The following is a 24,833-nucleotide window of genomic DNA, read 5'->3' on the forward strand; positions in this document are numbered from 1 at the left end:
GTCCGACACGAACGTGTCCTGTGCGTCGGTGTCCTCCGTGCTGCGGTGCGGTGCGTTGGTGTCCGGTGTGTCCGTACCCGATGCGCTGGTGTCCACGCTCGCCCTCCCCGATCGGCGTTGTGTTGACCACTCAACCACATGGGATGACTGTCCGTCAGGCGGTTCCAGGCGTCCGCTGAACCGTGCGTTCCGTATCCAGGACCGCCGCGGCGAAGGACGGCACCCGCATCGCCGTCAGCAGCCCGAGGGCCGGGCCCGCCGCGCAGACGGTGACGTACCAGGGGATCACACCCAGCCAGTGCCGGTCCGACAGCCACTCGGCGAGCAGCGGGAAGGTTCCGCCGAACGCGGCGATGGTGGCCGCGTTGACCACGCCGAGGCCGACCGCCCGCACTTCGGTGGGGAACAGCAGCCCGGTGAAGACGTTGAGCGTGCCGAGCACCGTGGCCACCAGCATCCCCAGCAGCACGGCGACGATCTGGAACGGCAGCCAGCCCTGGCGCAGTCCGGCGAGCAGCACGCCGACCAGCGGGATCGGCAGGGCGAACCCGATCCGGGCGACCGGCAGCAGGCCGTAGCGGTCGGCGGCGGCGCCGGTGAGCAGCATGGTGGCCAGGACCGCGCCGAGCACCACGGTCATGAAGGAGGCCGCCTCCTCCTTGTCGATCACGTGGTAGGCGGCGGCGTACTGCGGCAGGTAGACCAGCGCGAAGTAGTAACCGACCGTCCCGCCCAGGGTGTTGAGGAAGACGGTGAGCACCGCCCAGCGGTGTTCGCGCAGCACCCGCAGGAACGGCGGGCGGGCGGTGTGCCGGGCGCGCTCGCGGGCGCGGTGGAACTCCGCGCTCTCCGGAGCCCGTCGCCGCACCCAGACGGCGGCCAGCCCGAGCAGCGCGGCGACCACGAAGCCCCAGCGCCAACCGCCGTTCTCCAGGCCGGACTTGCCGATGGTGTGGATCAGCAGGGTGAGCACCCCGAAGGAGAGCAGCGAGCCGAGGATGATGCCGCCGTAGGAGACCGAGCTGAACGCGAAGCGGTGCCGGGGCGGGGCGGTCTCGGTGACGTACGCGGCGACGCTCGGTGCCTCTCCGCCGAAGGCGAGCCCCTGCACCACCCGCGCGAGCACGGCCAGCACCGCCGCCCAGGCCCCGATGGCCTGCTGCCCCGGCACCGCGGCGATGCCCAGGCTCGCGACGGCGATCACCGCCATGCCGAGGCTCAGCGCGAAGCGCCGCCCCCTGGTGTCGCTGAGCCGCCCGATCAGGTAGGAGCCGACCGGCCGGGCGACGAAGCCCACCGCGAAGGTGACGTACGCGCCGAGCACGCCGCTGACGCCGTGCTTGCCGTGGCCGAAGAGGTCGGCCGCGAAGTAGGGCGCCAGGACGGCGTAGATGTTCCAGTCGAAGGACTCGACCACCGATCCGACCGTCGCCGCGGCCAACTCCCGCCGCCGCCCGCCCGCTTGCGCTTCGTCGCGGACCGGAGCGGCCGCGCTGCGATCTGTCATGACCTCAGCATGGCACCGTCCGGACCCGGACGGAATCACGCCCGGCCGCCGGGTGATCGGCGTCGTCAGGGCCGCTCCACAGAGGCTTCTGAGAATCCCATGTGACTGATGTGACAGTCAGGTGATATTTGTGTGCCGTGCATTCCATGATCACACGTACCCCGCGGCGCGTCCTGCCCGCCGCCGTCGCAGCCCTCGCCACCGCCGCCCTGCTGGCCGGCTGCACCAGCGGGAGCGGCACCACAGCCGCGCCCGCGACCACCACGACCGCCGCTGCCCCGGCACCGAGCGCCACCCCGACCCCGACGCCGACGGTCAAGCCCACCGGCGCCAACGACCCCGCGCTCAAGGCCTTCTACGGCCAGCAGCTCACCTGGGGCCCCTGCAAGAAGGACCCGGAGAACGAGGAGGACACCTCGGCACTCCAGTGCGCCACGCTCAAGGTGCCGCTCGACTACACCGCCCCGGCCACCGCCACCCTGGACGTCGCCGTGGTCCGCAACGCGGCCACCAAGCCCGACCAGAAGATCGGCTCGCTGCTGCTCAACCCCGGCGGCCCGGGCGGCTCCGGAGTCGAGATGGTCGCCTACGACCCCAAGCGCTTCGACGGACCGCTGCACGACCGCTACGACATCGTCGGCTTCGACCCGCGCGGCACCGCCGGAACCAGCCCGCTCAACTGCCTGGACGACCAGGCCCGGGACGGCTGGCTGAACACCGACCAGGCCGGCGCCGACCACGGCAAGCAGCTGGCCGACGCCTGCCAGGCCAAGTACGCCCAGATCCTGCCGTTCGTCAGCACCCGCAACAGCGCCCGGGACATGGACGTGCTGCGCGCCGTCCTCGGCGACCAGAAGCTCAGCTACCTCGGCCTGTCCTACGGCACCTACCTCGGCTCGCTCTACGCCGAGGAGTTCCCGGACAAGGTCGGCCGGGTCGTCCTGGACGGCGCCACCTCGGCCTCCACCTCGCTGGTCCAGCACAACATCGAGCAGCAGGCCGGCTTCGAGCGGGCCCTGAAGGCCTTCGCCGCGGACTGCGTCACCAAGGCCGCCTGCTCGCTCGGCAAGGACCCCGAGCAGGCGACGCAGAAGCTCGCCACGTTCCTCGACGGGCTCAAGGACAAGCCGCTGAAGACGGAGAGCGGCCGCGCCCTGACCTCCAGCATCGCCTGGACGGGCGTCATCAGCCGGCTCTACGGCGGCGAGAAGGCCTGGGAGGGTCTGCGCAACTCCATCGGCTGGGCGATGGTGCGCGGCAAGGGCGACTACCTGCTCGACCTCGCCGACGCCTACAACGGCCGCGACAAGGACGGCCACTACCGGCCCTCGGCGGACGCCTACACCGCCATCCACTGCGCCGACGGCGCCACCGACGCACCGGCCGGCGAGCAGTTGCAGGCCGCGCTGACCGACCTCGCCGCCAAGGCCCCGCTGATCAGCAAGCACGACCCGCAGTCCGCGCTGTTCGACCCGGACTGCCGGATCTGGCCGTTCCGCGCCACCGAGAAGCCGCACGTGATCAAGTCCGCCGCCGCCAACCCGATCGTGGTCGTCGGCACCACCGGCGACCCGGCCACCCCGTACGCCTGGGCCGAGAAGCTGACCGCCGAGCTCGGCAACGCCGTGCTGCTCAGCCGCGACGGCGAGGGCCACACCGGGTACGGCGCGAGCAAGTGCGTCCGCGCCTCGGTGGACACCTTCCTGCTGGACGGCACCGTCCCGGCCGCGGGCATCCACTGCCCGACGGACTGACCCCGGAGCGACCCGGACCGAAACGGAAGGCGGCGCCGGACCCTCGGGTCCGGCGCCGCCGCCGTTTCCCGGAGGTCCCGCTCAGTGCCCGGGGTGGTGGACGAAGCGGTAGGTGTCGCGGTCGAGTTCGGTGACCTGGACGCCGATCACGGCCGGCTCGGCCAGCCGGTCGCGCAGCGCCGCGAGCACCCGGTCGGTCAGTGCGGCGCGCTGCGCGGTGCTGCGGCCGGCCAGGATCTTCACCTCGACCAGCACCGCGGTCTCCCCGCTCGTCCCGTCCCCGACGTGGTGCAGATCGGCGGGGCGGAAGAGGGTCTTGCAGTCCGTGACCGGAGTGTCGATCACCTCGGTCATCGCCCGGTGGAGTTCGGCGGCCAGGCCCGCCCGGTCGAAGTCGAGTGCGGCCGAGTGGTCGACCAGGATCTGCGGCACGGGAACCTCCGGGCGTCGGTGACGGACGCCCCGACGCTACCGGAGCCGTCCGGGACCCCGGCGCGGGGTGCGGCGCCGGGGCCCCGGACGGGATGGGACCGGTGGAACGGGTGGAACGGAGGCCGGGTCGTCAGCAGCCGAAGTCGATCCTGCGGAAGGTCACGTAGTGGTCGGCGGTGTAGTAGTCCTCGTGGTACTGCGTGCCGGTGACGATGCGACGGGCGCCGCGGGTCGGCGAGCCCGGGGTGACCACGGTGTACTCGTGGTAGTAGCCGGTCGACCGCGAGGGCAGCACTCCCTCCCGGTTCTGGAAGACGATGCCGTCCTGGCTGTACGGGAACGGACCGCCGGAGGCGATCAGGTCGAGGGTGGTGTCGGCCTGGGAGGGCAGGACGGACAGGCACACCGAGCCGACCGCGGCGTGCGCCTCGGTGGCGACGGCGATCGGCGCGAGGGTGACCAGGGCGACGGTGGCGGTGGCGGCGACGCGAGTCTTCCATGCGCGTAGAGTTCGGGTCATGACAAACAGGATGGCGACCGCCCCGCGCCATCGGAAGCCCCGTTCCAAGTCTTCATCTCCGGTCAACACGACGTACCTTCCGGTGACGTGACCCGGTCAGCGGCCCGGCCGGACTCAGCCCCGCGACAGCACCAGCGACTGCACCGACGGGAGCTTGCGCCAGTCGCTGGACACGATGCTCGCGTGCGCCTTCGCCAACTGCTCGGTGCGGGCCCGCGCCTGGTCGGCGGTCGGGTCGGTGCCGCTGATCTCCGGGGCGACCAGGTGCGAGTCCGTCATCACCAGCAGGTAGTGGGCGTTGTCGTACCACGCGGTGTCGATGGTCCTGACGTAGGTGGAGGCGTCACCGTCGAAGACCGCGAACCAGGGCCGGATCGAGGTGTCCGCACCGGTGTACTGGCCGCGCGGGTCGCCGGTGGCGGCGCCGAGCACGGACGGGAACACCTGGGCCTGGCCGATCCGGCCGGCCGCCGCCAGGCCCCGCAGGTGCCGGCCCTGCTCGACGTCGGTGTGCAGGGTGTCGAAGGGGTTGCCCAGCTCGACGGTGCCCGGGATCGCGTACAGCAGCACCCGGCCGGCCAGCGCCGAGCGGCTCGGCCAGTTGCCGGCCCGCACCGCCTCGTCGAGGCTCGGGTACGAGCCGCCGCCGGGCTTGGCCAGCAGGTCGGCCGGGCGCAGCACGGCGGAGCCCAGGTGGGCGGCGATCAGCGTGTCCAGCTGGTCGGGGCCCATCCCGGTGTTGGCCGAGTAGCCGGGCTTGAGCTCCAGCTTGATCACCAGCGGGCCGGCGCCCGGGTGCGCGGCGAGCCAGACCCGGACGTCGTCCAGGCAGCTCTCCAGGTTCTGGTCGGTGCCGCCCGCGTACAGCTGCGCGGGGGTGCTCGCGGCGGTGCAGTTGTTGGAGTTGCCGAACGGGTTGGAGTGGCTGACCTGCCACTGCTTGGTCACGATGTTCGGCCAGAGGTCCAGCTCGATCATCCCGGTGCCGGTGTCCAGCCCCTGGGCGAGGTACGGGAAGGCGGCCGGGTCGTAGGTGTTGTGCAGGCCGACGGTGGTCGCGGAGCCGAACGGCAGGTCGCCCGGTCCGCCGGTGGTGGCGTCGGCCGGTGCGGTCGGGATCAGCGCGGCCGCGGCGGCGATCAGGCCGGCGGCCAGGAATCCGGTCAGGGTGCGGCGTACGGTCATCGGAACGGTCCCCCCAAGTCGTGGGATGCCGGCCGCCCTGCTCCCGGGCAGCCTGACGAAGCATCGCCCGCCCGGGCGTGCTCAGGATGAAGAAGGCACGACAATAGCGTGACGGCTGCACCGCTTCTCCCCGGCTCCCCTCCCCTTCCTCCACCTGACCCCCACTCGCCCCGGCCGCCACGCCCACGACGGTGACGGAACGTCGGGACACCACCGCCCCGGGTTAGCGTGACCCGGATGCGAGGGCGGCCGGTCCGCGACCGGGACGACACCCCGCCCCCGAGGCACCGAACGGCGGAGGAAGCCGATGTCCCTGGTCCGGGTCCACAACTTCTCGATCTCCCTGGACGGCTACGGCACCGGCGAGGGGCAGAGCCTCGACGCGCCGTTCGGCCACGCCGGCCACCGGCTGCACGACTGGTTCTTCGGCACCCGGACGTTCCGGCGGATGAGCGGCAAGGAGGGCGGCGGGACCGGCGTGGACGACGCGATGGCCCGCACCTGGGCCGACGGCATCGGCGCGGAGATCATGGGCCGCAACAAGTTCGGCCCGCAGCGCGGCCCCTGGCAGGACGAGGACTGGCGCGGCTGGTGGGGACCGAACCCGCCGTTCCACACCCCGGTCTTCGTGCTCACCCACCACCCGCGGCCCTCGCTGGAGATGGACGGCGGGACGGTCTTCCACTTCCTCGACGCCTCCCCCGAGGAGGCGCTGCGCCGGGCCAGGGAGGCGGCCGGCGGTCTGGACGTGCGGATCGGCGGCGGCCCGAGCACCGTCCGGGCCTTCCTGGCGGCCGATCTGATCGACCACCTGCACGTGGTCGTGGTGCCGTTGCTGCTCGGGCGGGGGGAGCGGCTCTGGGACGGGCTCGAAGGGCTGGAACAACGATTCCGCACCGAGGCGGTGGCCGGCCCGAGCGGCGTCACCCACCTGACCTTCACCCGGCCGTAGCGGGCGGCCCCCACCCGCACGAGCACGGCGGCGGGGGCCCCCCCCCCCCCGGGGGGGCGCCCCCCCCCCGCCCCCCCCCCCCCCCGCCCCCCCGGGGGGGGGGCGCGGGGGCGGGGGGGGGCGGGGGCGGGGGGGCCGGGGGGGCCCCGCGCGGGGGCGGCGGGGGGGGCCCCCCCCCCCCCCGCGCCGGGGGGGGCCCCCCCCCCCCCGGGGGGGCGCCCCCCGCCGCTGCGCCACGACCTGATCAGGACCGCCGGGTCGGAGCCGCCTGATCAGGGCTGCCCGATCAGCGCGTCGCCGGGATCAGACCCGGTCGGCCGCGATCAGCACGTACTGGAAGGAGCCGTCCTTGTAGGACTCGATGAACGCCTCCTCGATGCCGGTCACCAGCGAGGTCGTGTTCCGCAGCTCCCAGTAGGGCAGGGTGTCCGGGGTCAGGTCGATGACGGCCTGCGGCACCAGGCGGTTGTCGGCCATCGCCCGCAGGTACTCGCGGCGGGAGTGGATGTTGCACTCGAAGTGGGCGTTGATCTGCGAGACCCACTTCGACGGCTGGCCGTACCGCGGGTTCCAGCAGCCGGTGATGGTCACGTACCGGCCGCCGACGCTCAGCACCCGGGAGTGCTCGGCCATCAGGTCGTGCAGGTCGACGTACATGCTGGACTCGTTGTTCCAGGAGCCCGCGACCGTACCGGTCTCGACGGGCATGTTCAGCATGTTGGCGACCCGGGAGCGGACGAAGTCCCCGATGCCCAGCTCGGCGGCGCGCTTGTTGCCGAAGTCGGCCTGCTGGGTGGAGAGGGTCATGCCCTCGACCCGGCAGCCGAAGCGCTGGTGGGCCATCACCATCGAGCCGCCACGGCCGCAGCCGGCGTCGACCAGGGTGTGGTCGGCGCGGATGTCGCCGAGGTGGTCGAGCAGCACGTCGGCCTGGGCGGACTCCAGGCGGTGCAGCTCGGAGATCACCTTCTTCTCGCGCTCGCTGTCGGCCGGGTCGCCGATCGCGGCCTGGTCGATCGCACCGATGCCGTAGTGGTGGTGGTAGAGGCCGTCGACGTCACCCAGGCGAAGGTTGACCGGACGGGCCTCGTGGTCCCAGTAGCGTGCGATGTCGCCCTGGTACGGAGTCGCCGGGCCGGGGATGGTGTTGCCCGGGGTGGTGATGTCGTCGGTCACGGACATGGGTCAGCTCCTACGGGATGGTTGACGGATGCTCGCCGGGAATCGCTCACCGGTCGAGCGGTCACAGGAATCGGGTACCGGAGGACGGCTGCCGGACGGCGGTCACCGGAACGGGGACCGGTCGCCGGGAGCCGCTCCCGTCACCAGAAGTCGGGCAGGGTGTAGCGGTAGGTGTTGGTCTGGTGCCAGTAGTGGTTGCCGTCGACCCATGCGGCCACGCCGCGCAGGAACCGTAGGACCGTCGGCACCGGGCAGGCCACGGCCAGGGCCGCCGCCTCGGCCTCGAAGGCGCGCATCAGGTCGTTGTGGACCTCGACGGCCTTCAGGTAGCCCTCCTTGCGGGAGACGCCCTCGCGTTCGGAGATCACCACCGGCAGGTTCAGGTGCAGTCCGGGGCTGGCCAGCTCCTTCATGTACGAGTACAGGTCGTTGACGATGGTGGTCGCGTTGGAGGCCAGCGCGATCACCCGCTGCATGGCGGGCAGCGCGTGGAGTTCGGCGGGCAGCTCGTAGCCGCCGACGGTGTCCGTGATCGTCGGGCAGGGGCGGAAGTTGTTGAACTGGCGCATGGCCAGGTACTCCCACACCTCGGGGACGTGGTCCGCCTGGTCCCAGGCGGCCTCGGCCAGGTACCCGAGGTGCAGCCGCGCCATGTCGTGCCGGAAGCGGTCCGACTGGGAGGGCGTGGCGGCCCGGCCGAAGTACTCCATCGCCGAGTGGTACGAGCGCCTGGGCGCGTCCGAGGAGAGCGAGGCCTCCCAGTCCGGCTGGTACTCCGGCGTGGTGTGCAGCGGGTCGAGCGCCGTGTGCGCGAGCAGCAGGCGGCTGCCCAGGCCGATCGGCGAACCTCCGAGGTCCTCGCAGTAGCAGTCGTCCACCGCGTTCTCGGCCACCATCAGGCGGGCCGCGAGCATCAGGTGGTCGACGCTCGGCGCGTCCGGGTGGCAGGCCACCATGTAGCGCCCGGTGGAGAACCCGTCGAAGTCCTTCTCCCACTCCGGCGGGTAGAGCTCGATCTCCTCCATCGCCCAGATCTTGAGCTTGGCGCTGAGCGCCTCCACCCGTACCGGGTCCGGCTCGGCGACCGGATGGTAGTAGAGGCCGGGGATCGGGTCCCCGCTCTTGGGCTTGCCCCCGCTCGGCACCTCGGCGACCGTACCCTCGGCGGGCAGGGTGAGCCCGGCCGGGATCAGACCGGTCGGGGTCAGGCCCGCCAGGGCGGGGCCGGAGGGCGTCACGCCGGGCGGGATCAGGAGGGCCGACAGCCAGGCCTCGGGGGCCACGGCCTGCGGCGCCGTGGTCTCGGGCACGACGACGTCGGGCACCACGGCCTCGGCCACCGGAGCCTCGGGCACCGGGATCTCCGCAGCCGAGACCTCGGGTGCCGCAACCCCGGGTGTCACGACCTCCGGTGTCGCGACCTCCGGCGTCACAGCCTCGGACGCCGGGACCTGCGGCCGGAACTGCAGCCCCGAGGTGCCCAGTCCGCTGGGCCCGCGCAGGATCCGCTCGATCGCCGGGGAACTCATGAGCCCACCGCCGGGGCGGAGTCGGGCCCGGACGGTGTGTCCGGTCTGGCACGCAGGGGCATGGAGCCTCCTCTGAGAAGGGTCGCACTACATGACGGGTCGTCACCTCACCCGTCTCGAACAGGAACTCCGGCCGGAGGCCCCGTTCCGCTCGGTTCCCCACCGTAGGCGCGAAGGGGCGTTCCGCATCACAACGGACGATCTTCATCACCCGATAGGGTGAACGTTTGTGCTGACTGTGTTTGGGCGTGCCACAGTCGTGCATCGCCCCACCCCGCCTCTTCCGCGCCTCGGCCCCGAGCCGGCCGCCCGCCCGTCCCGCCTCGCGCGTCAACCCGGTGCACCACACCCGTGTCCTGACCCGGCCCGCCGCGTTGTGCCACTCGTGGCTGGGACTGTTCGAATGCGAAACGACTGACCGACGGTCGCCTGCCACGCATTGGTCACACATCCGAACTCCCGGAAGGAACCCGCAGTGGCAGCGATCTCGATGCCGGACTTCTACCTGCCGTGGCCGGCCCGCCTCAACCCCCATCTGGAGGCGGCCCGGGCGCAGAGCCTGCTCTGGGTCCGCGAGATGGACATGCTCGAACCCGTCTGGGACGAGGAACGGTTCACCGCGATGGACTTCGCGCTCTTCGCCGCGTGGACCCACCCCGACGCCTCACCCGACGAACTCTGCCTGATGAGCGACTGGTACGTCTGGGGCTGGTACGTCGACGACTACTTCCCCCAGGCGTACACCGAGGCCGAACAACTCGGTTCCGCCAGGGAATACCTGTTCCGCCTGCTGGACTTCATGCCCCTCGACGGCAGCGCGTCCGGCCTCACCCCGGAGAACCCGCTGGAACGCGGACTGGCCGACCTCTGGACCCGGACCGCGCCCGGCAAGTCGGAGCCCTGGCTGCGCCGTTACGTCGCGGTGATCCAGGACATGGCCGAGGAGGCGCTGCGCGAGCTGTTCAACCTCGCCCGGGACGGCAGCCGCGTCCTCGACCCGATCGAGTACCTGGAGATGCGGCGTTCCGTCGGCGGGATCCTCTGGTCGGCCCAACTGCTCGAACACGCCCTGGGCCTGGAGCTTCCGCCGCGCCTGCTCGACCAGCGCCCGCTGGAGCTGCTCAACGCGGCCTTCGCCGATTCCCAGGGGTTGCAGAACGACATCATCTCCTACGAGATCGACCTCGCCGAGGGGAAGGTGAACAACGGTGTGACGGTCGTGGAGCACTTCCTCGGGTGCGAGACCGGGCGGGCGGTGGAGGTCGTCAACGACCTGGTCACCGACCGGCTCCAGCAGTTCGACCACACCGCCGCCACCGAACTGCCCATCGTTTTCGAGCAACAGCTGCTCACCCCCGACGAGCGGGCCGACGTCCTGCGTTACGTCCAGGGGCTCAAGGACTGGATGGCCGGCAACCTGGAGTGGGCCCTGCGCCCCGGCGGCCGCTACCTGCCCGCGGACTCGGAGCCCGCCGCCGCACCCTCGCCGTCCTTCCTCACCCCCTCCGGCCTCGGTACCGCCGCCGCCCGGCTCGGCCTCGGCCCGGCCCCGCTCGGCCTGCGGGCCCGCAGCTACCTCAACGCCCCGCGCCAGGAGCGCGAGCAGCTCGAACTGCCCGAGTTCTACATGCCCTTCGAGGCCAGGACCAACGGCGAGCTGGAGACGGCGCGCGAGCACGGCGAGGCGTACGTCCGTCGCACGGGCATCCTGGACGTTCCCGGGCTGGGGATCTGGGACGAGGCCAGTGTCCGGGCCGCCGACTTCGCGCTGTTCGGCGCTCTGACCCACCCCGACGCGCCGCTGGAGCAGCTGGACCTGCTCAACGACTGGTACACCTGGGGCTTCCTCCAGGACGACTACCTGCTCGAAGTGTTCAAGCGCCGCCGCGACCTGGCCGGCGCCAAGGCCTACCTCGACCGGCTGGAGCTCTTCGTCCCGGCCGAGCCGGTCGCCGTGCTGCCGACGCCGACCAACCCGTCCGAGCAGGGGCTCGCCGATCTCTGGTGCCGCACCGCCCCGGCCGTCGGCGACGAGCTGCGGCGCAAGCTCTCGGCCAGCACGGTCGTCCACCTCCGCTCCGGGGTGTGGGAGGTGTTCAACGCCCTCCAGAACCGCACGCCCGAGCTGATCGACTACACCGAGATGCGCCGCCAGACCCTCGGCGCCGGGGTCTGCGCGGACCTGATCCACCACGCCGCAGGCGTGGCCGTCCCCGACGCCGTGATGACCAGCCGGCCGATGCGCCGGCTGGTCACGGCGGTCGGCGACTGGGCGGGCTGGTTCAACGACGTGGCCTCGTACCAGGTGGAGATCGAGTACGAGGACGACGTGCACAACGGCGTCTACGCACTGCGCCGCTTCACCGGTGGGACGCTCCCGGACACGGTCGCGGCGGTGAACGACCTCCTCACCGCCCGGATGAAGGAGTTCGAGCACCTCACCGACTCCGAACTGCCCGTGCTCTACGACGAACTGGAGCTGGGCGAACAGGAGCGGGCCGGAATGGCGGACTACGTCAGGCAGCTCCAGGAGTGGCTGGCCGGGTTCCACGCCTGGCACCTGCGGACGGGCCGGTACACGGACTTCCCGGTCCGCACCACCCTGCCCGCCCGGCTGCTGCCCTCCCCCACCGGGCTCGGCACCTCGGCCGCCAGGATCGGCTGAGCGCCTGACCCGACCGGCACGGGAGGTCGGCCTGACCCGACCTCCCGTGCCGACCCGCCCGTCCGGCCGGCACGATGCGCAGCTCCGCCGGCCGGGGCCCGAGCCCCAGGTGCCACCGGAGTTCCGCCTCCTCCGCCGACAGATCGTCCACCAGGTCCAGCGTGATCGAGATCTCGTAGAGGTCGCCCATGGCGGCAAGCTAGCGCGGGACTCCGACAGCACCGGCGCCGGGGCGGCCCGCGCAGCCCGGCACCGGCACCGTTTTGCGGGGACGGGGGCGGTGTGGTGCGCTGGTAGGGACACCGGAACGGCCGACACGCCCCGGTACCGCCCCCGCCGAACACGGGACCCGCCACGGTCCGTGAGCGCCGGTGCCCGGGCGGCCACCGGTGAACGAGGTGATGACCGATGGCCGAGTTCGACCGGGGGCCGACGGACGCCTTCGCGGAGCTGTTCGCGCGGGTACCGGATCCGCCCGATGAACAGGCGTTCTGGTTCGACTGGGGGCCGGTGTTCTACCGGGGGCGGCTGGACGGCTCGGCCAGGGTACTGGTCGTCGCCTCCGACCCGGGGCCGACCGAGCGGATCGCCGGGCGCACCCTGGTCGGCAACGCCGGGCAGCGGGTGCAGGGGTTCCTCGCCAAGCTGGGGCTGACCCGGTCCTACGTCTGCCTCAACGCGTGGGCGTACGCCGTCCACCCGTCGCGCGCCGAGGCGATGAAGGAGCGGCTCGACGAACCCGCGCAGGCGCACTGGCGCAACGAGGTCCTCGGCACGGCGGTCGGTCCGGGGCTGCGGGCCGTCGTCGCGATGGGGTTCATGGCCCAGGAGGCGGTGCGGCTGTGGGACGCCCGGCCGCAGCAGGCCGTGCTGGTGAAGGCGCCCCACCCGTCGAGCCACGACCCGGTGGCGCTGCTGGACGGCTGGCGCGCCGCGATCACCGCGCTGCGCCCGGTCGTCGAGCCGGACGAGGACGGTGACGCCACCGGCCCGAACTACGGCGACACGTTCCTGGAGAGCGACTACCGACCGATCCCGCGCCGCGACCTGCCCTTCGGCGCACCGGCGTTCCTGGGGGACGACGCCTGGGTGCGGGCCGCGGGCGACCAGACGCAGAACTCCGTCGGCCGCCCGACCCCGGACGACGGCCACACCCTGGTCTGGAAGGCGCCGAGCTGATGGCCCTCGTGCTGCGCGGCACCGTCGTCACCTTCGACGGCGAGCACCGGATCCTCGACCCGGGCGCGGTGTACGTCGGCGACGACGGCCGGCTCGGCGCGGTGCTGCCGGCCGGGCAGGCTGCGCCGGCCGGGTTCGGCGCCGCCCCGGTCGTCGACCTCCTCGGCACGGGCGCGCTGGTCCTGCCCGGCCTGGTCGACCTCCACAGCCACCTCCAGTACAACACCCTGCCGCTCTGGGAGGCGGTCGGTGTCCCGTACCTGCACCACGACCGCTGGGTGGACGAGACGCGCGCACCGGACTACTCGACGTCGGTCACCTGGCCCGCCAAGGTGCTCGGCACCGCCGCGCCCACGGCGCTGCTCGCGTACGCCCCGGTCCGGTTCTCGCTGCCGACGACCCGGGCCGCGCTCGCCCTGGTCCGCGCCGATCCGGCCCTGCGCCGGTGGACGGACTCGATCCACGACGCCGTGGAGACCGGCGAACCGTACTCGCAGGCGTTCCCGCTCACCGACCCCGAGGCGGTCACCGCGGGGCTGCCGCACTACACGGGGCCGAAGGTCCTGATCGTCGACGCGCTGACGTACTCGGCCGCCGACGTCTTCGCCGCCGGATTCGCGGACAACGGAGCGGACAGCGGAGCGGCGGACGGAGGGGCGGACGGAGAGGCGGACGGCCGCCCCGGCCCGGTGCTCGGGACGGCCGCGAGCACCGGCGCCGGCGGCGCCAACGTCTGGACGTACGAGCTGCTGGGCGTCTGGCTGCCCGAGCTGCTGCCGGCCCTGCCGCGCGGGGCCGGCTTCCGCATCGCCCTGCGCCGTGCCACCCGGGCCGGGGCGAGCATCGGCGTCCCGCTGGAGGACTTCGGTGTGGCGGCCGGCCGGCTGCACCGGCCGACCAGGCGCGACGTCCTCGGCCACAACGAGGACCTGCTGGCGGCCGCCGCCGCGCTGCTGCGCCGGGACTCCTGACGGGCGCGGCAGACCCCGTGGGGGCCCCGGCCGGTGCGGGGCCGGGACCGGTGCGGGGCAAGCGGCACGTGCGACGGGTGACCGGTGATGCGGCAGGAGCTCAATTCGGCTGTGGGCGACGACTTTCGGCCACCTCTCGCGTGGGGCAGCCCCACTCGCGCCCCCCGACCGGAACGGCCGGTGCCGGCCCCGGGCCGGGGAACCCGCTGAGCAGACCCGAGATCGCCGAAAGTAAGGGTCGCCTTACCCGTGCCCGCGCGCGATCCGCACGCGTTGTCCGCTTAGCGACACCGACCGGATCGCACGACGTTCGGACTTCTTGACAGGAATAAGAACGTCCAGTGAACTCATCGAAGTTCGCTGAATCCGCGGCGATCCTCTGTTCCCGCCGGCCCCGCGAATCCCCCCGGGCAGCGGGCTTTCCCAGCGGGAAAGCATGACCCGATATCCGGACCACCGCCGAATCCGCGGTTCCGGCCACTGTCGAATTCCACCACCCCCCTCCCACACACTCCTGCCCGTCGCAGCCGTACCACCGCACGGAAGGAACCGCCATGTCGCAGAAGACCTGGGACAAGGAACCCCACCCCGCCAGACTGGAAGAGCGGCTGGAGGACGACATCGTCCGATGTCATCTCAGCCCCCGGAACTGCCGGATACGCCCCGGCCAGCACGGATTCTGCCGGGTCCGGGCCAACCGGGACGGCCGCCTGGTGACGCTGAACTACGGGCGCTCCGTCCACGCCACCGAGGAGACCATCGAGACGGAGGCCGTGTTCCACTACGCGCCCGGCGCCCGGATCCTGTCGATGGGCAACGTCGGCTGCATGCTCAACTGCGACTACTGCCACAACTGGAAGACCTCGCAGGCGCGTTACGTGGAGGACAAGGACGTCTACCACTACACGCCCGAGGAGGTCGTGGACATCGCCGTCCGGCACGGCATCAAGGTCATTTCCTGGACCTACAACGACCCGGTGGTGTGGCACGAGTTCGTCGTGGAGACCGCGGCCCTGGCCAAGGCGGCGGGAATCGTCAACCTCTACAAGTCCGCATTCTTCATCAGCGGCGAGGCCATCGAGGAACTGATCCCGGTCATCGACATCTTCTCGGTGTCGATCAAGTCCCTCGACCCGAAGTACTACCGGCGGATCACCAAGGGCTGGCTCGAACCGGTCCTGGAGGGCACGGAGCAGGTCTACCGGGCCGGCAAGCACGTCGAGGTGTCCACGCTGATGGTCACCGACCTCAGCGACGACGAGAAGACGGCCCGGGACATGGCGGCCTTCGTCGGTGAACGGCTCGACCCCGACGTGCCGACGCACTTCGTGCGCTTCCACCCGGACTACAAGATGACCGACACCATCCGCACCCCCGTCGACCGGCTGGAACGGGCCCGCAAGGTCGCCAAGGACCTGGGGCTGAACCACGTCTACCTGGGGAACGTGTACGACACCGAGTCGACCAACACCTGGTGCCGGAGCTGCGGCCTGCTCCAGATCACCCGGTACGGCCTCAACGCCGACCTGCTCGGCGTGGACGCGAAGGGCGCCTGCACCGGGTGCGGCACCCCCGCCGGGGTCGTGCTGCTGCCCGACGCCCGGCAACGGACCCGGGTGCCGGAACTCCCCACCGGACAGGGCCTGGACCTGGCGCGCTTCGACTGGCACGGGGACGTCCGCGCCCTGCACGTCCAGGTGCGCAACACCTCCGACGCACCGGTGCGGGCCTACCACCGCCGCTACGGCGACCCGGCCGCGGACCAGGGGTGGCAGATCGTCGACCTGGCCCCGCAGGAGAGCTTCCGGTTCATCGCGGCGAAGAGCACCGCGGGCGAGGCCGGCGTCCAGGTGGCCGTCCCGCCGCAGTGCACGTCCAGCCTCCACCAGGTCTTCGACCGCGCCCACTTCCCGACCGTCGAGGCCTCCGCCGGGACGCTGAACGAGGACGTCTCGCCGCTGCCGCTCTTCCAGCCCGGCCCCCGGTCGTGAACGGCCCCGCCGGCACGGGGACGCTGAGGCACGGCACGGACTACCGGGTCCTGCCGTTCAGCGCCGACACCTCCGCCGTCCTCATCACCGGGAGCCACCGGCTGCTGCTCGCCCCGTCGGACACCGCCGAACGGCTGGCGTCCGGGGTCGACCACCTGCACCCCGACGAGCGGCAGGCCTGGGAGCAGCTGCTGGCCGGCGCCGCGGCCGGCCAGGAGTCCAACCGGGTCCGGCTGCGGGAGGGCGCGCTGTCCGACGGCGCCGACTTCGCGGTCAACGTCAACCTGACGAACGTCTGCAACCTCGCCTGCACCTACTGCTTCGCCGAGGGCGGCGACTACGGCCGGATCACCGAGGCCATGGGCGAGCACTCGATCGCCTGGATCTTCGACTTCGTCGACCGCTACGCCGCGGCCGGGCAGCGGGTCCGCTTCGAGTTCTTCGGCGGCGAGCCGCTGGCCAACTTCGAGGTGATCCGCCGGATCTGCGAACGCGCCCGCGCGCTCGCCGAGAGCTCGGGCACCGAGTTCGTGCACCGGATCTCGACCAACCTGACCCTGATGCCCCAGGGCATCGAGGAGCTCTTCCGGGACCACCGCTTCATCGTCTCGGTCTCGCTCGACGGCGGCCGCGAGGTCCAGGACGCCAACCGGCCTTCCAAGAACGGGAAGGGGTCCTACGACCGGATCATCCGCAACCTGGTCCGGCTGCGCGAGGCGTGCGGTGACGAGGTCACCCTGGTCGCCCGGATGACGATCGCGACGGCGCAGCCCCGCCTCACCGACAACGTGCTCGACCTGTGGGAGCTGGACCTCTTCGACTACTTCCAGATCTACCCGGGCGTCTACCCGGTGGAGCAGGGCACGACGGTGCCCATCGCCCTCACCCTGGGCGACCGCAAGCTCTCCGAGCCCAAGGGCATCCGGTACATCAACCACTTCCTCCAGCCCGGCATCGTCGAGCAGTTCAAGGAGTTCCTGGTCCACTACCCGCGGCTGTTCGCGCCCGGCAACCGGTTCAAGGGCGTCCTGGAGTACGAGCGCGCCGTGCAGATGATCGCCGAGGGGGCCGCCGCGCTGGCGTTCTGCTCGGGCGGCCGGACGTACTACACCCACTCCCCGGACGGCAGTGTCAGCCCGTGCCACCGCCTGGTCGGGGACGAGTCCTTCGACGTGGGCACCGGCTCCGAGGGGCTCACCCGGGAGCACCCCGAGTGGCAGCGCACGGTCGACGAGCACCCGGTGTGCGGCGGCTGCTGGGCCCGCTACCTGTGCGGCGGCGGCTGCCGGCAGGAGAACCACGTGGCGACCGGTGACGTGAACGAGCTCAACTCCGAGTCGTGCCAGTACCAGTTGATGCTGGCCGAGGAGGTCGTCAAGATGCTCGCCAGGTCCGCCGTCGACTACCGGGAACGGTCCCGGGCGCGCTACGACGACCTGTTCGTCTCCTGCGGGCGCCCGGTGGTCCCCAACGACAGGCCGGCCCTCGACCCGGCCGCCGACGTCCACCCCTTCCAGGTCCTCTGCTGACGGCCTCCCCCTCCGATCCGTCCACCAGCACGCCGGGCCGGCCCCGATGAAGGAGCGACAGCAGATGGCCGAGAAGATCGTCCGCCGGAACATCCACACCTATCCGTTCAAGTACCGCCACCACGAGTACGACGAGTACTTCCGCCTCGAGAACGCGGTGCTCTACCTGCACGTGCCGTTCTGCCTCACCAAGTGCGGATTCTGCGACTACACCGTCTACATCAACCGCAACGAGCAGCACTTCGCGCAGTACGTCGACGCGCTCGAACGCGAGATCCGGGCCTTCGCCGCCAACCGCTCCTTCCCCGGGTTCCGGGTCGACGCGGTGTACTTCGGCGGCGGTACGCCGGGCATCCTCACCGGCGACCAGACGGCGCGGCTGCTGGACGTCTGCCGGGAGTCGTTCGAGTTCAACGAGGGCGCGGAGATCGGCCTGGAGTTCGACCCCTCCACGGTCGACGAGGCCAAGATCGCCCGGATGCGGGAGGCGGGCTTCACCCGGCTCAGCGTCGGCGTGCAGGCGTTCGACGACCGGCTGCTGGAGATCTGCAACCGCTCGCACGACCGCGCCACCGCCGAGCGGGCCTTCCGCACCGTCGTCGACGGCGGCTTCACCCACACCAACATCGACCTGATCTTCCCGCTCCCCGACCAGTCCGTGGACGACTGGAAGCGCAGCGTCGACCGCGCCATCGAACTCGAACCGGCCTGCGTCACGGCCTACGGCCTGGAGATCTGGCCGAAGACGGCTTTCCACTCGCTCATCACCTCGGGGAAGATGGCGCTCCCCACGGCCGCGGACGAGCGCCGGATGTACGAGTACGCCATCGACGCGCTGGAGGCCGCCGGCTTCGTCCGGCGCAGTTCCACGGGCTACTTCCACCCCGACCGCTGCGCCGACTACTCGCGCTTCCTGGAGTACTACTGGCGGACCTGGCCGATGATCGGATTCGGCGTCTCCTCGAAGAGCGTCATCCACGACCGGCTCTTCGTGAACGTCAAACCGCTGAAGAAGTACTACGAGATGGTGGAAAGCGGCCGAATCCCGCTGGATTTCGCCACCTATCTCACCAAGGACCAGGAGATGCGCCGCGTCATGATCCGCGGCCTCAAGATGTGCGAGGTCAGCCGGCCCGATTTCCAGGACCGGTTCGGCGTCACCATGGAGGCGGTATTCGGGCCGGAGATCGAACAGCTCGTCGAGAAGGGATGGCTGGAGCCGCGGGGATCGGACGTGTACGCCCTGACCAGGCTCGGGCAGCTCTTGTCGACCAATGTGTACGAGCTGTTCTACGCGCCCGAAGATCTCAGTCCGGCTCAGGGCGATGAGGTACGGTTCGGCATATCGGAGCTCGTCGAGTGATCTGATCGACGAGCGTTGTCGAACTGTCACGAGGGGCTGACCGGTTTGTCGCGCACGTGCTCGCACCAGGCCTTTTTCCTGAGCCGAAAGGCCGCGCCGGCCGTGCGGGGAGAACGGTGAACGTCCTCCCCGCGTGGTTCGCGGGACTCAGCCTCGGATTCCTGGTGGCCCTGCCCCTCGGCCCGATCGGCCTGCTCTGCGTGCGCAGCGTCCTGCGCGACGGTTTCCCGACCGGCTGGGCGATCGGCCTGGGCGCGGCGCTGGTGGACGTCGCCTACGCCGGACTCGGCCTGGCCGGTGTCGGCAAACTGCTGGACATCGCGGTGCTGCGGACGGTCCTCGGCCTGGCCGGGGCCGTGGTGCTGGTGTACATCGGCGCGCGCTCCCTGCGGGCCGCCTTCCGGGTGAAGGCCGCGGGCGAGGAGCAGCCGGAACACGAGCCCGTCCGCCCGGCGAAGGCCTTCCGTACGGCGCTGGCGGCCACCGCCTCCAATCCGGCGACGATCGGCTACTGGGCCGCCGCGTTCGCCGCGGCCACGGCGGCGAACGTCACCGGGACGCTGCCCGCCTCGGTCTCGATGCTGGTCGGCGTCGGCTGCGGCACGCTCCTGTGGTTCACCCTGCTGAGCACCGGCGTCCTGGTGTTCCGCCGACGGCTCAGCGCCCGCCTGTTGCAGGGTGTCGACCTGATCGCCGGTGTCGGGGTCATCCTGTTCGGCGGCTTCCTCGCCTACCAGTCGTTCGCCTGAGCCGTACCCCCTCTCCTCGGTGCGGCGTGCCGGACGCCGTCCCCGTGGAGGATCCCCATGAACGCGCACCGTCCCTCCGGCGGTGGTCCGAACCGACACCCCCTGCGGCCGGCCGAGCTGGCCCCCAGGGGGCTGGTCTACCTGATGGGCTGTCTGGTCTTCTCGCTGGGTGCCCACTGCTTCATCCGGTCCGACCTGGGCACCGACCCGCTCGACGTCTTCTCCCTCGGCGTGCTCAGGCACCTGCCGCTCACCATCGGCATCTGCCAGGCGGTCGTCGCGATCGTCTGCATCGCCGTCTGGTCCGCGTGGAACGGGAAGCGTCCGGTCGTCTCACCGTTCGTCACCTTCTTCCTGTGCGGCAGCCTGATCGACCTCTTCCAGTGGCTGCGCCCGGCCGACTGGCTGGGTCTGCGGAACTACCCGCTGATGCTGCTCGGCGCGCTGCTGTGTGCCTACGCCTCGGCGCTGATCATCATGAGCGGCTTCGGCATCCGCGCCATCGACCTGCTGGCGATCACCATGCGGCACCGCTGGACCTGGCCGTTCTGGTGCGCGAAGGGCCTGGTCGAAGGGGTGTTGCTGGTCTGCGGGTGGCTGCTGGGCGGTCCGGTGGGCATCGGCACGGTGGCCTTCCTGGTCTTCGTCGACCTGCTCATCGAGCCCTTCGTCCGGTTCAACCGGCGCTTCCTCGACATCCCCGACCACGGCTTCGCCGTCACCCTGGCCGTGTCCTGAACCGCTACCGGCGCGGCCCGTAGGTCCAGTAGTGGTCCGGGTAGTCACCGCACGGGTACTGCATCAGGGGCGCCTGCGGGGCGACGCTGCCGTAGGAGACGGCGAGGCACTGCCCGCTGTTGCCGTTGACGAAGCGGTTGCCGTGCGGCCACTGCTCGATCCGCCAGGTCTGTCCTGGATCCCTGCCGCAGGCCGACTGGACGACCGGGGCGGCGGCGTCGGTGCTGTGGTCCCGGACGGAGAGGCACAGCGAGCTGTTGTAGCTGACGATCCGGTAGTAGGTGTCGCCCCCCGCGTCCGTGGAGGTCTTCCGGGCTTCCCAGAAGTGGTCGGGGTAGTCGCCGCAGGGGTACTGCTGCACGGTCTGGCCCTCGTCCCGGCTGCCGCCGGGCGTGGCCACGCACTGCCGGCTGTTGCCGTTCCTGATCACCACCGGTCCCGTCGGCGGGACCAGCGGGGTGCCGCCGAGCCGGGTGGGTGTGGGGTTCGTGGGCGGCGAGGACGGCGGGGGTTCGCCGGGCCAGGTCGAAGCGGACGGAACGGTCGGAGCGGCTGGTGCCGAGGGGGTGTCGGCACCGGCGGACCGGGGTGCCGCCTCGGCCTGCCGGGGAGGCACGGTCACCGCTCCCGTGGCGGGAGAGGGCCTACCGCTCGGTGCGGACGCGGCCGACGGCCCGGCCGGTGTCCCGCTCGGGGCCGGTGCCGACGGGCCGCCGGCCGGCGGGCTGTCCACTGCCGGGCTGTCCGCCCCCGGTGCGAAGGGCGCCGGGGCCGCACCTGCCTCCGCTCCGAGTCGGGCGCCGGCGGCCTGCGCGCCCGGGCCCACGAGGGAGGGCGCCGGCGTGCCCACCCGCAGGCCCACCAGGACCCCGGCCAGTGCCACGGCCGCGACCAGGACCGCTCCCGCCGCCCCCATGGCCATGCCGGTCCGGGAGGCCCGGCGCCGGCGGGCGCCCGCGGACCCGCCGCGGGGAAGGCCGGAGTCCGCCGGGCGGGAAGCGGGCGGAGCGGACCGGTGGTTCCGTGCGTCAACTCCCGTACGAACCGGGCCAGGGCGTTCGCCTGCTCGGTCTCCCCCTTGAGCCGCCCCTGCGGGCGTCCCGCACTCCCCATCCCGCGCCCCCTGTCCTGTCCGCGGCCGACCCGGATTGTCCGCCGCTCACCTGGGCCTTTCGACTCTCTTGTTGATGGACAATCAGAACAGCCCGCACGGTGGAGTCGCCACCGGGTCCCCGACCGGCCCGGCAGCAGCGCGACGGTACGAACGGGCATGACCAGCGTCCTTTCCGGAGGATCCGTCACGCCCGGTCACCGGCCTCGACCGATCCTGCACCCGGGCTCCGTCGCGGCTCCACCGACAGCCGGGGAAGCGGGCGGACGGTCTCCCGGGGCCGGCCCCCCGGCGCGCCCCACCCACCGAGCGAGCGAAGGAGGAAGCACCATGCCCGAGACGGAGGACGCCGACCGACCGGCGGGGCCCGAGAGCGGCGGTCGCCCCGCCCACGGGCGGCGCCGTCGGGTCCTGACCGCCGTCGCCCTGCTCACCGCGGCCGTGGGCGCCACCGCCGCGGCGGCCTACGGAGTCCTTCAGCCCGCCCGGGGCGCGAGCGATCCGGCCGGGGCGGCACCACTGGCCGCACCGACCACCCAGGGCAGCCTCGACCTGCGCGACCTGACGCCGGCCGAGGAGGACCTGCTGCACTCCGCCGAGCAGCTCCTGCTGCGCGACTGCATGCGGGCCAAGGGCTTCGTCTACCAGCCGGTCACCCGTCGACCGGTGCCGGAGGCCAGGGAGTTCCCGTACGTCATCGACGACGTCGGGTGGGCCGCCCGGCACGGCTACGGCAGGGACATCGAACGCCGGCTGGAGGAGGTCCGGACGGAGGACCCCAACCAGCACTACTTCGAGAGCCTCCCAGCCGACCGGAAGGCCCCCGCGATCGCCGCCGCCAACGGCCCGCGGGCCGAGGGGCTCACCGCCCGCACCCCGGACGGAATGCCGATCACCCGCAGTCCCGAAGGGTGCACGTCACAGGGCCAGCGCACGCTGTACCTGGACCTGGCGGCCTGGTTCCAGGCCCGGGTGACGATGGACTCCCTGGCCTCGCTCCGCGGCGAGAAGGTGACCGCCGACCAGGAGCTCGCCGGGCCCACCCGCGGCTGGGCGGCCTGCATGCGTGCGGCGGGCCACGACTACGCCGACCCGGCGGCGCTGCGCGCGGCCCAGCCGCCCCGGAGCCAGGCCTGGCCGCGTGAGCAGGAGACCGCCCTGGCCGTCGCCGAGGCCGAGTGCGCGGAGAGCTCCGGCCTGGCCGTGACCGCCGGGCGCCTGGACCGCAAGTACGACGCGGAACTGCGGCAGCAGTACCGGTCGGACGCCGAGACCTGGCAGCGGCTGCGGCTCGCGGCACTGCCCCGGGCCCGCTCGGTCGTCGCGGCCGACCCGGGCCACTGACCCACCCACCGGACCAGCCGGCCGCCGTCGACACGGAGGCCGGCCGGCACCCGCAACCAACCCACCGGAGAGGACATCCCATGAAGTCCCTGCGAACCCTGCTCGCCGGCGCGGCCGTCGCCGCGGCCCTGGCCGTGACCGTCGCCCCGCACGCCGCCCAGGCCACCGAGGCCGCGCCGAGCGGACCGGCCTCGGCCCCCGCCCTGGCGGCGGACGGCCGGCTGCACGCCTACTACAACACCGGGTACCAGAACGAGTGCGAGTCCTGGTCGGTCGACGCGAACTGGTCCTGGTGCAAGAACACCGCGGAGTCCCTGTGGAACATGCGCTACCCCGGGAACCTGGACGACGTCTGGGTGTACTACAACAGCAACTTCAGCGGAGCCGGCCGGGGCGTCTACAACGGGGCGGGCCTGCCCAACCTCAAGGACTGGCAGTTCGGGTCCGGCGGGAACGGCGCGGGTGAGTGGCTCTGGCACAACATCGCCTCCCACCGGTTCGTCAACCTGCCCTGATCCCGCGGCAGCGCTGAAAGTCCGGGGCGTGTGTCCGGCCACGGCCGGGCGCACGCCCCTCCCCCGTGCGCGCCCTACGTCCGGAGTCCCGTCCCACGGGGGACCCCGGGCCGAGGCGCGAGGCCGCGCCGGGCCGCAGGATGGACAGGTTGCCCTCCCCCGGCCGGGCCCGGTGCCCGGCCACGCGCATAAGGGGGACGAGAATGGGCGGGGCGCCGTGGACCAGCGGGGCCAGGAAGGAACAGCGCATGGAGAGCCAGGCCCGCAGCCGCACCGCCCTCGTCGAGGCGCTCATGGAACGCTATCCGGACGTGCCCAGGGAGGCGGTGATCAAGGAGGACCTGCTGCGCGGCGGCATGGCCTTCGACGAGTCCGCGCTCAGCGGCAGCACGGGCGCCGACGGGGGCGGCGAGGTCAAGCCCAAGTCGTACTTCATCTTCTCCTTCGACCACCGGACCCTGCCCGAGCTGGGCGCCGCCGCGCTCAACCGGCCGCCGGAGGAGGTGGTGCTGACCGGCGGACCGTACGGGCTGCGCCGCACCGTGGTGTCGGTCCGGGTCAACCCGGACTCGCCGTACCGGGTCGGCGCGGGCGAGGACGGCACGCTCGGCCTCTACCTGGACGGCGCGCGGATCGCCGACGTCGGCCTGCCGCCGATGCCGGACTACTACCGGCACACCCTGGCCAACGGGAAGTCGGTGATGGAGGTCGCCCCGACCATCCAGTGGGGTTACCTGATCTACCTCACGGTGTTCCGGGTCTGCCAGTACTTCGGCGCCAAGGAGGAGTGCCAGTACTGCGACATCAACCACAACTGGCGCCAGCACAAGGCCGCGGGCCGCCCGTACACCGGCGTCAAGCCGGTCGAGGAGGTGCTGGAGGCGCTGGCCCTGATCGACGAGCACGACACCGCCCGTGCCTCCCAGGCGTACACCCTCACCGGCGGGGCGATCACCTCACAGGTCGGCGGGCGGGACGAGGCCGACTTCTACGGGCAGTACGCCAAGGCCATCGAGGAGCGCTTCCCCGGCCGCTGGATCGGCAAGGTGGTCGCCCAGGCGCTGCCCCGCGACGACGTGCAGCGCTTCCACGACTACGGCGTGAAGATCTACCACCCCAACTTCGAGGTGTGGGACAAGCGGCTGTTCGAACTCTACTGCCCGGGCAAGGAGCGCTACGTCGGCCGGGACGAGTGGCACCGCCGGATCCTCGACTCCACCGAGGTCTTCGGCGCCGAGAACGTGATCCCCAACTTCGTCGCGGGCGTGGAGATGGCCGAGCCCTTCGGCTTCACCACGGTGGACGAGGCGATCGCCTCCACCGAGGAGGGCCTGCGCTTCTTCATGTCCCACGGCGTGGTCCCGCGCTTCACCACCTGGTGCCCCGAGCCGACCACCCCGCTGGGCAAGGCCAACCCGCAGGGTGCGCCGCTGGAGTACCACATCCGGCTGTTGCGGACCTACCGGGCCACCCTGGAGGAGTTCGGCCTCTCCTCTCCGCCCGGCTACGGCCCGGCCGGTCCCGGCAACGCGGTCTTCTCGGTGAGTTCCTTCATGGACTCGCTCTCCGGCTGAGCGCACGAGCCTGCGGTGCGGCCGGCCGGCCGCACCGCAGGCG

20 protein-coding genes are annotated in these 24,833 nt (G+C 72.0%); 13 read left to right on the plus strand and 7 right to left on the minus strand.

The genetic code is table 11. From position 1 onward, the window contains the following. Nucleotides 1-154: 154 nt before the first annotated feature. Nucleotides 155-1,507: an MFS transporter gene (locus tag ACIQOW_RS09465; RefSeq protein WP_401081789.1), complete on the minus strand. Its 1,353-nt coding sequence runs from the start codon at nucleotides 1,505-1,507 to the stop codon at nucleotides 155-157. Nucleotides 1,508-1,653: 146 nt separating this feature from the next. Here ACIQOW_RS09465 and ACIQOW_RS09470 point away from each other — a divergent pair, with 146 nt between their 5' ends. Further along, complete coding sequence (locus tag ACIQOW_RS09470) at nucleotides 1,654-3,261, plus strand: alpha/beta hydrolase (RefSeq protein ID WP_401081792.1); 1,608 nt, start codon at nucleotides 1,654-1,656, stop codon at nucleotides 3,259-3,261. Between the two features lie 81 nt (nucleotides 3,262-3,342). Here the strand turns inward: ACIQOW_RS09470 and ACIQOW_RS09475 are convergent, their stop codons facing one another. The 3 genes from ACIQOW_RS09475 to ACIQOW_RS09485 form a co-directional block, all read right to left on the minus strand. Next, nucleotides 3,343-3,693 (minus strand): 5-carboxymethyl-2-hydroxymuconate Delta-isomerase, encoded by a 351-nt coding sequence (locus ACIQOW_RS09475; RefSeq protein ID WP_401081795.1) that lies wholly within the window; start codon nucleotides 3,691-3,693, stop codon nucleotides 3,343-3,345. Nucleotides 3,694-3,823: 130 nt separating this feature from the next. Further along, a complete protein-coding gene (locus ACIQOW_RS09480) occupies nucleotides 3,824-4,213 on the minus strand; it encodes a ribonuclease domain-containing protein (protein WP_401081797.1) in 390 nt (129 codons plus the stop codon). A gap of 114 nt (nucleotides 4,214-4,327) precedes the next feature. Continuing rightward, nucleotides 4,328-5,398 carry a phosphatidylinositol-specific phospholipase C domain-containing protein gene (locus ACIQOW_RS09485; RefSeq protein WP_401081800.1) on the minus strand — a complete coding sequence of 357 codons (1,071 nt, stop codon included), beginning with the start codon at nucleotides 5,396-5,398 and terminating at the stop codon, nucleotides 4,328-4,330. 307 nt (nucleotides 5,399-5,705) lie between these two features. Between ACIQOW_RS09485 and ACIQOW_RS09490 the strand changes: the two genes are divergently transcribed. Further along, the gene (locus ACIQOW_RS09490; RefSeq protein ID WP_401081802.1) at nucleotides 5,706-6,350 is read left to right on the plus strand and encodes a dihydrofolate reductase family protein; all 645 of its coding nucleotides are present in this window, start codon (nucleotides 5,706-5,708) and stop codon (nucleotides 6,348-6,350) included. Nucleotides 6,351-6,653: 303 nt separating this feature from the next. Here the strand turns inward: ACIQOW_RS09490 and ACIQOW_RS09495 are convergent, their stop codons facing one another. Next, nucleotides 6,654-7,532 (minus strand): geranyl diphosphate 2-C-methyltransferase, encoded by an 879-nt coding sequence (locus tag ACIQOW_RS09495; protein WP_401081805.1) that lies wholly within the window; start codon nucleotides 7,530-7,532, stop codon nucleotides 6,654-6,656. 140 nt (nucleotides 7,533-7,672) lie between these two features. Continuing rightward, entirely contained in the window at nucleotides 7,673-9,061 is a 1,389-nt protein-coding gene (locus tag ACIQOW_RS09500; protein ID WP_401081807.1) for a family 2 encapsulin nanocompartment cargo protein terpene cyclase, read from the minus strand. A 475-nt stretch (nucleotides 9,062-9,536) separates the two neighbouring features. Between ACIQOW_RS09500 and ACIQOW_RS09505 the strand changes: the two genes are divergently transcribed. The 8 genes from ACIQOW_RS09505 to ACIQOW_RS09540 all read left to right on the plus strand — a co-directional run bounded on the left by ACIQOW_RS09505 (nucleotide 9,537) and on the right by ACIQOW_RS09540 (nucleotide 20,246). Next, nucleotides 9,537-11,726 carry a germacradienol/geosmin synthase gene (locus ACIQOW_RS09505; RefSeq protein ID WP_401081810.1) on the plus strand — a complete coding sequence of 730 codons (2,190 nt, stop codon included), beginning with the start codon at nucleotides 9,537-9,539 and terminating at the stop codon, nucleotides 11,724-11,726. Between the two features lie 408 nt (nucleotides 11,727-12,134). Further along, nucleotides 12,135-12,905, plus strand: coding sequence for a uracil-DNA glycosylase family protein (locus tag ACIQOW_RS09510; protein WP_401081812.1), 771 nt, complete (start codon nucleotides 12,135-12,137; stop codon nucleotides 12,903-12,905). Continuing rightward, entirely contained in the window at nucleotides 12,905-13,876 is a 972-nt protein-coding gene (locus ACIQOW_RS09515) for a hypothetical protein (RefSeq protein WP_401081815.1), read from the plus strand. Before ACIQOW_RS09510 ends, ACIQOW_RS09515 begins: the two co-directional genes overlap by 1 nt. Before the next feature lie 554 nt (nucleotides 13,877-14,430). Further along, a complete protein-coding gene (gene amrS / locus ACIQOW_RS09520) occupies nucleotides 14,431-15,867 on the plus strand; it encodes an AmmeMemoRadiSam system radical SAM enzyme (protein ID WP_401081818.1) in 1,437 nt (478 codons plus the stop codon). Beyond that, on the plus strand, nucleotides 15,864-17,396 hold the full coding sequence (locus ACIQOW_RS09525) for a radical SAM protein (RefSeq protein ID WP_401081820.1): 1,533 nt from the start codon (nucleotides 15,864-15,866) through the stop codon (nucleotides 17,394-17,396). Before amrS ends, ACIQOW_RS09525 begins: the two co-directional genes overlap by 4 nt. 64 nt (nucleotides 17,397-17,460) lie before the next feature. Beyond that, nucleotides 17,461-18,759 (plus strand): coproporphyrinogen-III oxidase family protein, encoded by a 1,299-nt coding sequence (locus ACIQOW_RS09530; protein WP_401081822.1) that lies wholly within the window; start codon nucleotides 17,461-17,463, stop codon nucleotides 18,757-18,759. Between the two features lie 116 nt (nucleotides 18,760-18,875). Further along, nucleotides 18,876-19,508, plus strand: a complete 633-nt coding sequence (locus tag ACIQOW_RS09535) for a LysE family translocator (RefSeq protein WP_401081825.1) — start codon at nucleotides 18,876-18,878, stop codon at nucleotides 19,506-19,508. 57 nt (nucleotides 19,509-19,565) lie between these two features. Then, nucleotides 19,566-20,246 carry a YitT family protein gene (locus ACIQOW_RS09540; protein ID WP_401081828.1) on the plus strand — a complete coding sequence of 227 codons (681 nt, stop codon included), beginning with the start codon at nucleotides 19,566-19,568 and terminating at the stop codon, nucleotides 20,244-20,246. A gap of 4 nt (nucleotides 20,247-20,250) precedes the next feature. Here the strand turns inward: ACIQOW_RS09540 and ACIQOW_RS09545 are convergent, their stop codons facing one another. Further along, on the minus strand, nucleotides 20,251-20,862 hold the full coding sequence (locus ACIQOW_RS09545) for an RICIN domain-containing protein (RefSeq protein ID WP_401081831.1): 612 nt from the start codon (nucleotides 20,860-20,862) through the stop codon (nucleotides 20,251-20,253). Nucleotides 20,863-21,687: 825 nt separating this feature from the next. On the opposite strand from ACIQOW_RS09545, the gene ACIQOW_RS09550 reads away from it, so the two are divergent. The 3 genes from ACIQOW_RS09550 to ACIQOW_RS09560 all read left to right on the plus strand — a co-directional run bounded on the left by ACIQOW_RS09550 (nucleotide 21,688) and on the right by ACIQOW_RS09560 (nucleotide 24,790). After that, a complete protein-coding gene (locus ACIQOW_RS09550; protein ID WP_401081834.1) occupies nucleotides 21,688-22,701 on the plus strand; it encodes a hypothetical protein in 1,014 nt (337 codons plus the stop codon). Between the two features lie 80 nt (nucleotides 22,702-22,781). Continuing rightward, nucleotides 22,782-23,216, plus strand: coding sequence for a hypothetical protein (locus ACIQOW_RS09555; protein ID WP_401081837.1), 435 nt, complete (start codon nucleotides 22,782-22,784; stop codon nucleotides 23,214-23,216). 248 nt (nucleotides 23,217-23,464) lie between these two features. Continuing rightward, entirely contained in the window at nucleotides 23,465-24,790 is a 1,326-nt protein-coding gene (locus ACIQOW_RS09560; protein WP_401081840.1) for a radical SAM protein, read from the plus strand. Nucleotides 24,791-24,833: the final 43 nt, after the last annotated feature.

Source organism: Kitasatospora sp. NPDC091335, from assembly GCF_044757205.1.
Taxonomy (GTDB): domain Bacteria; phylum Actinomycetota; class Actinomycetes; order Streptomycetales; family Streptomycetaceae; genus Kitasatospora.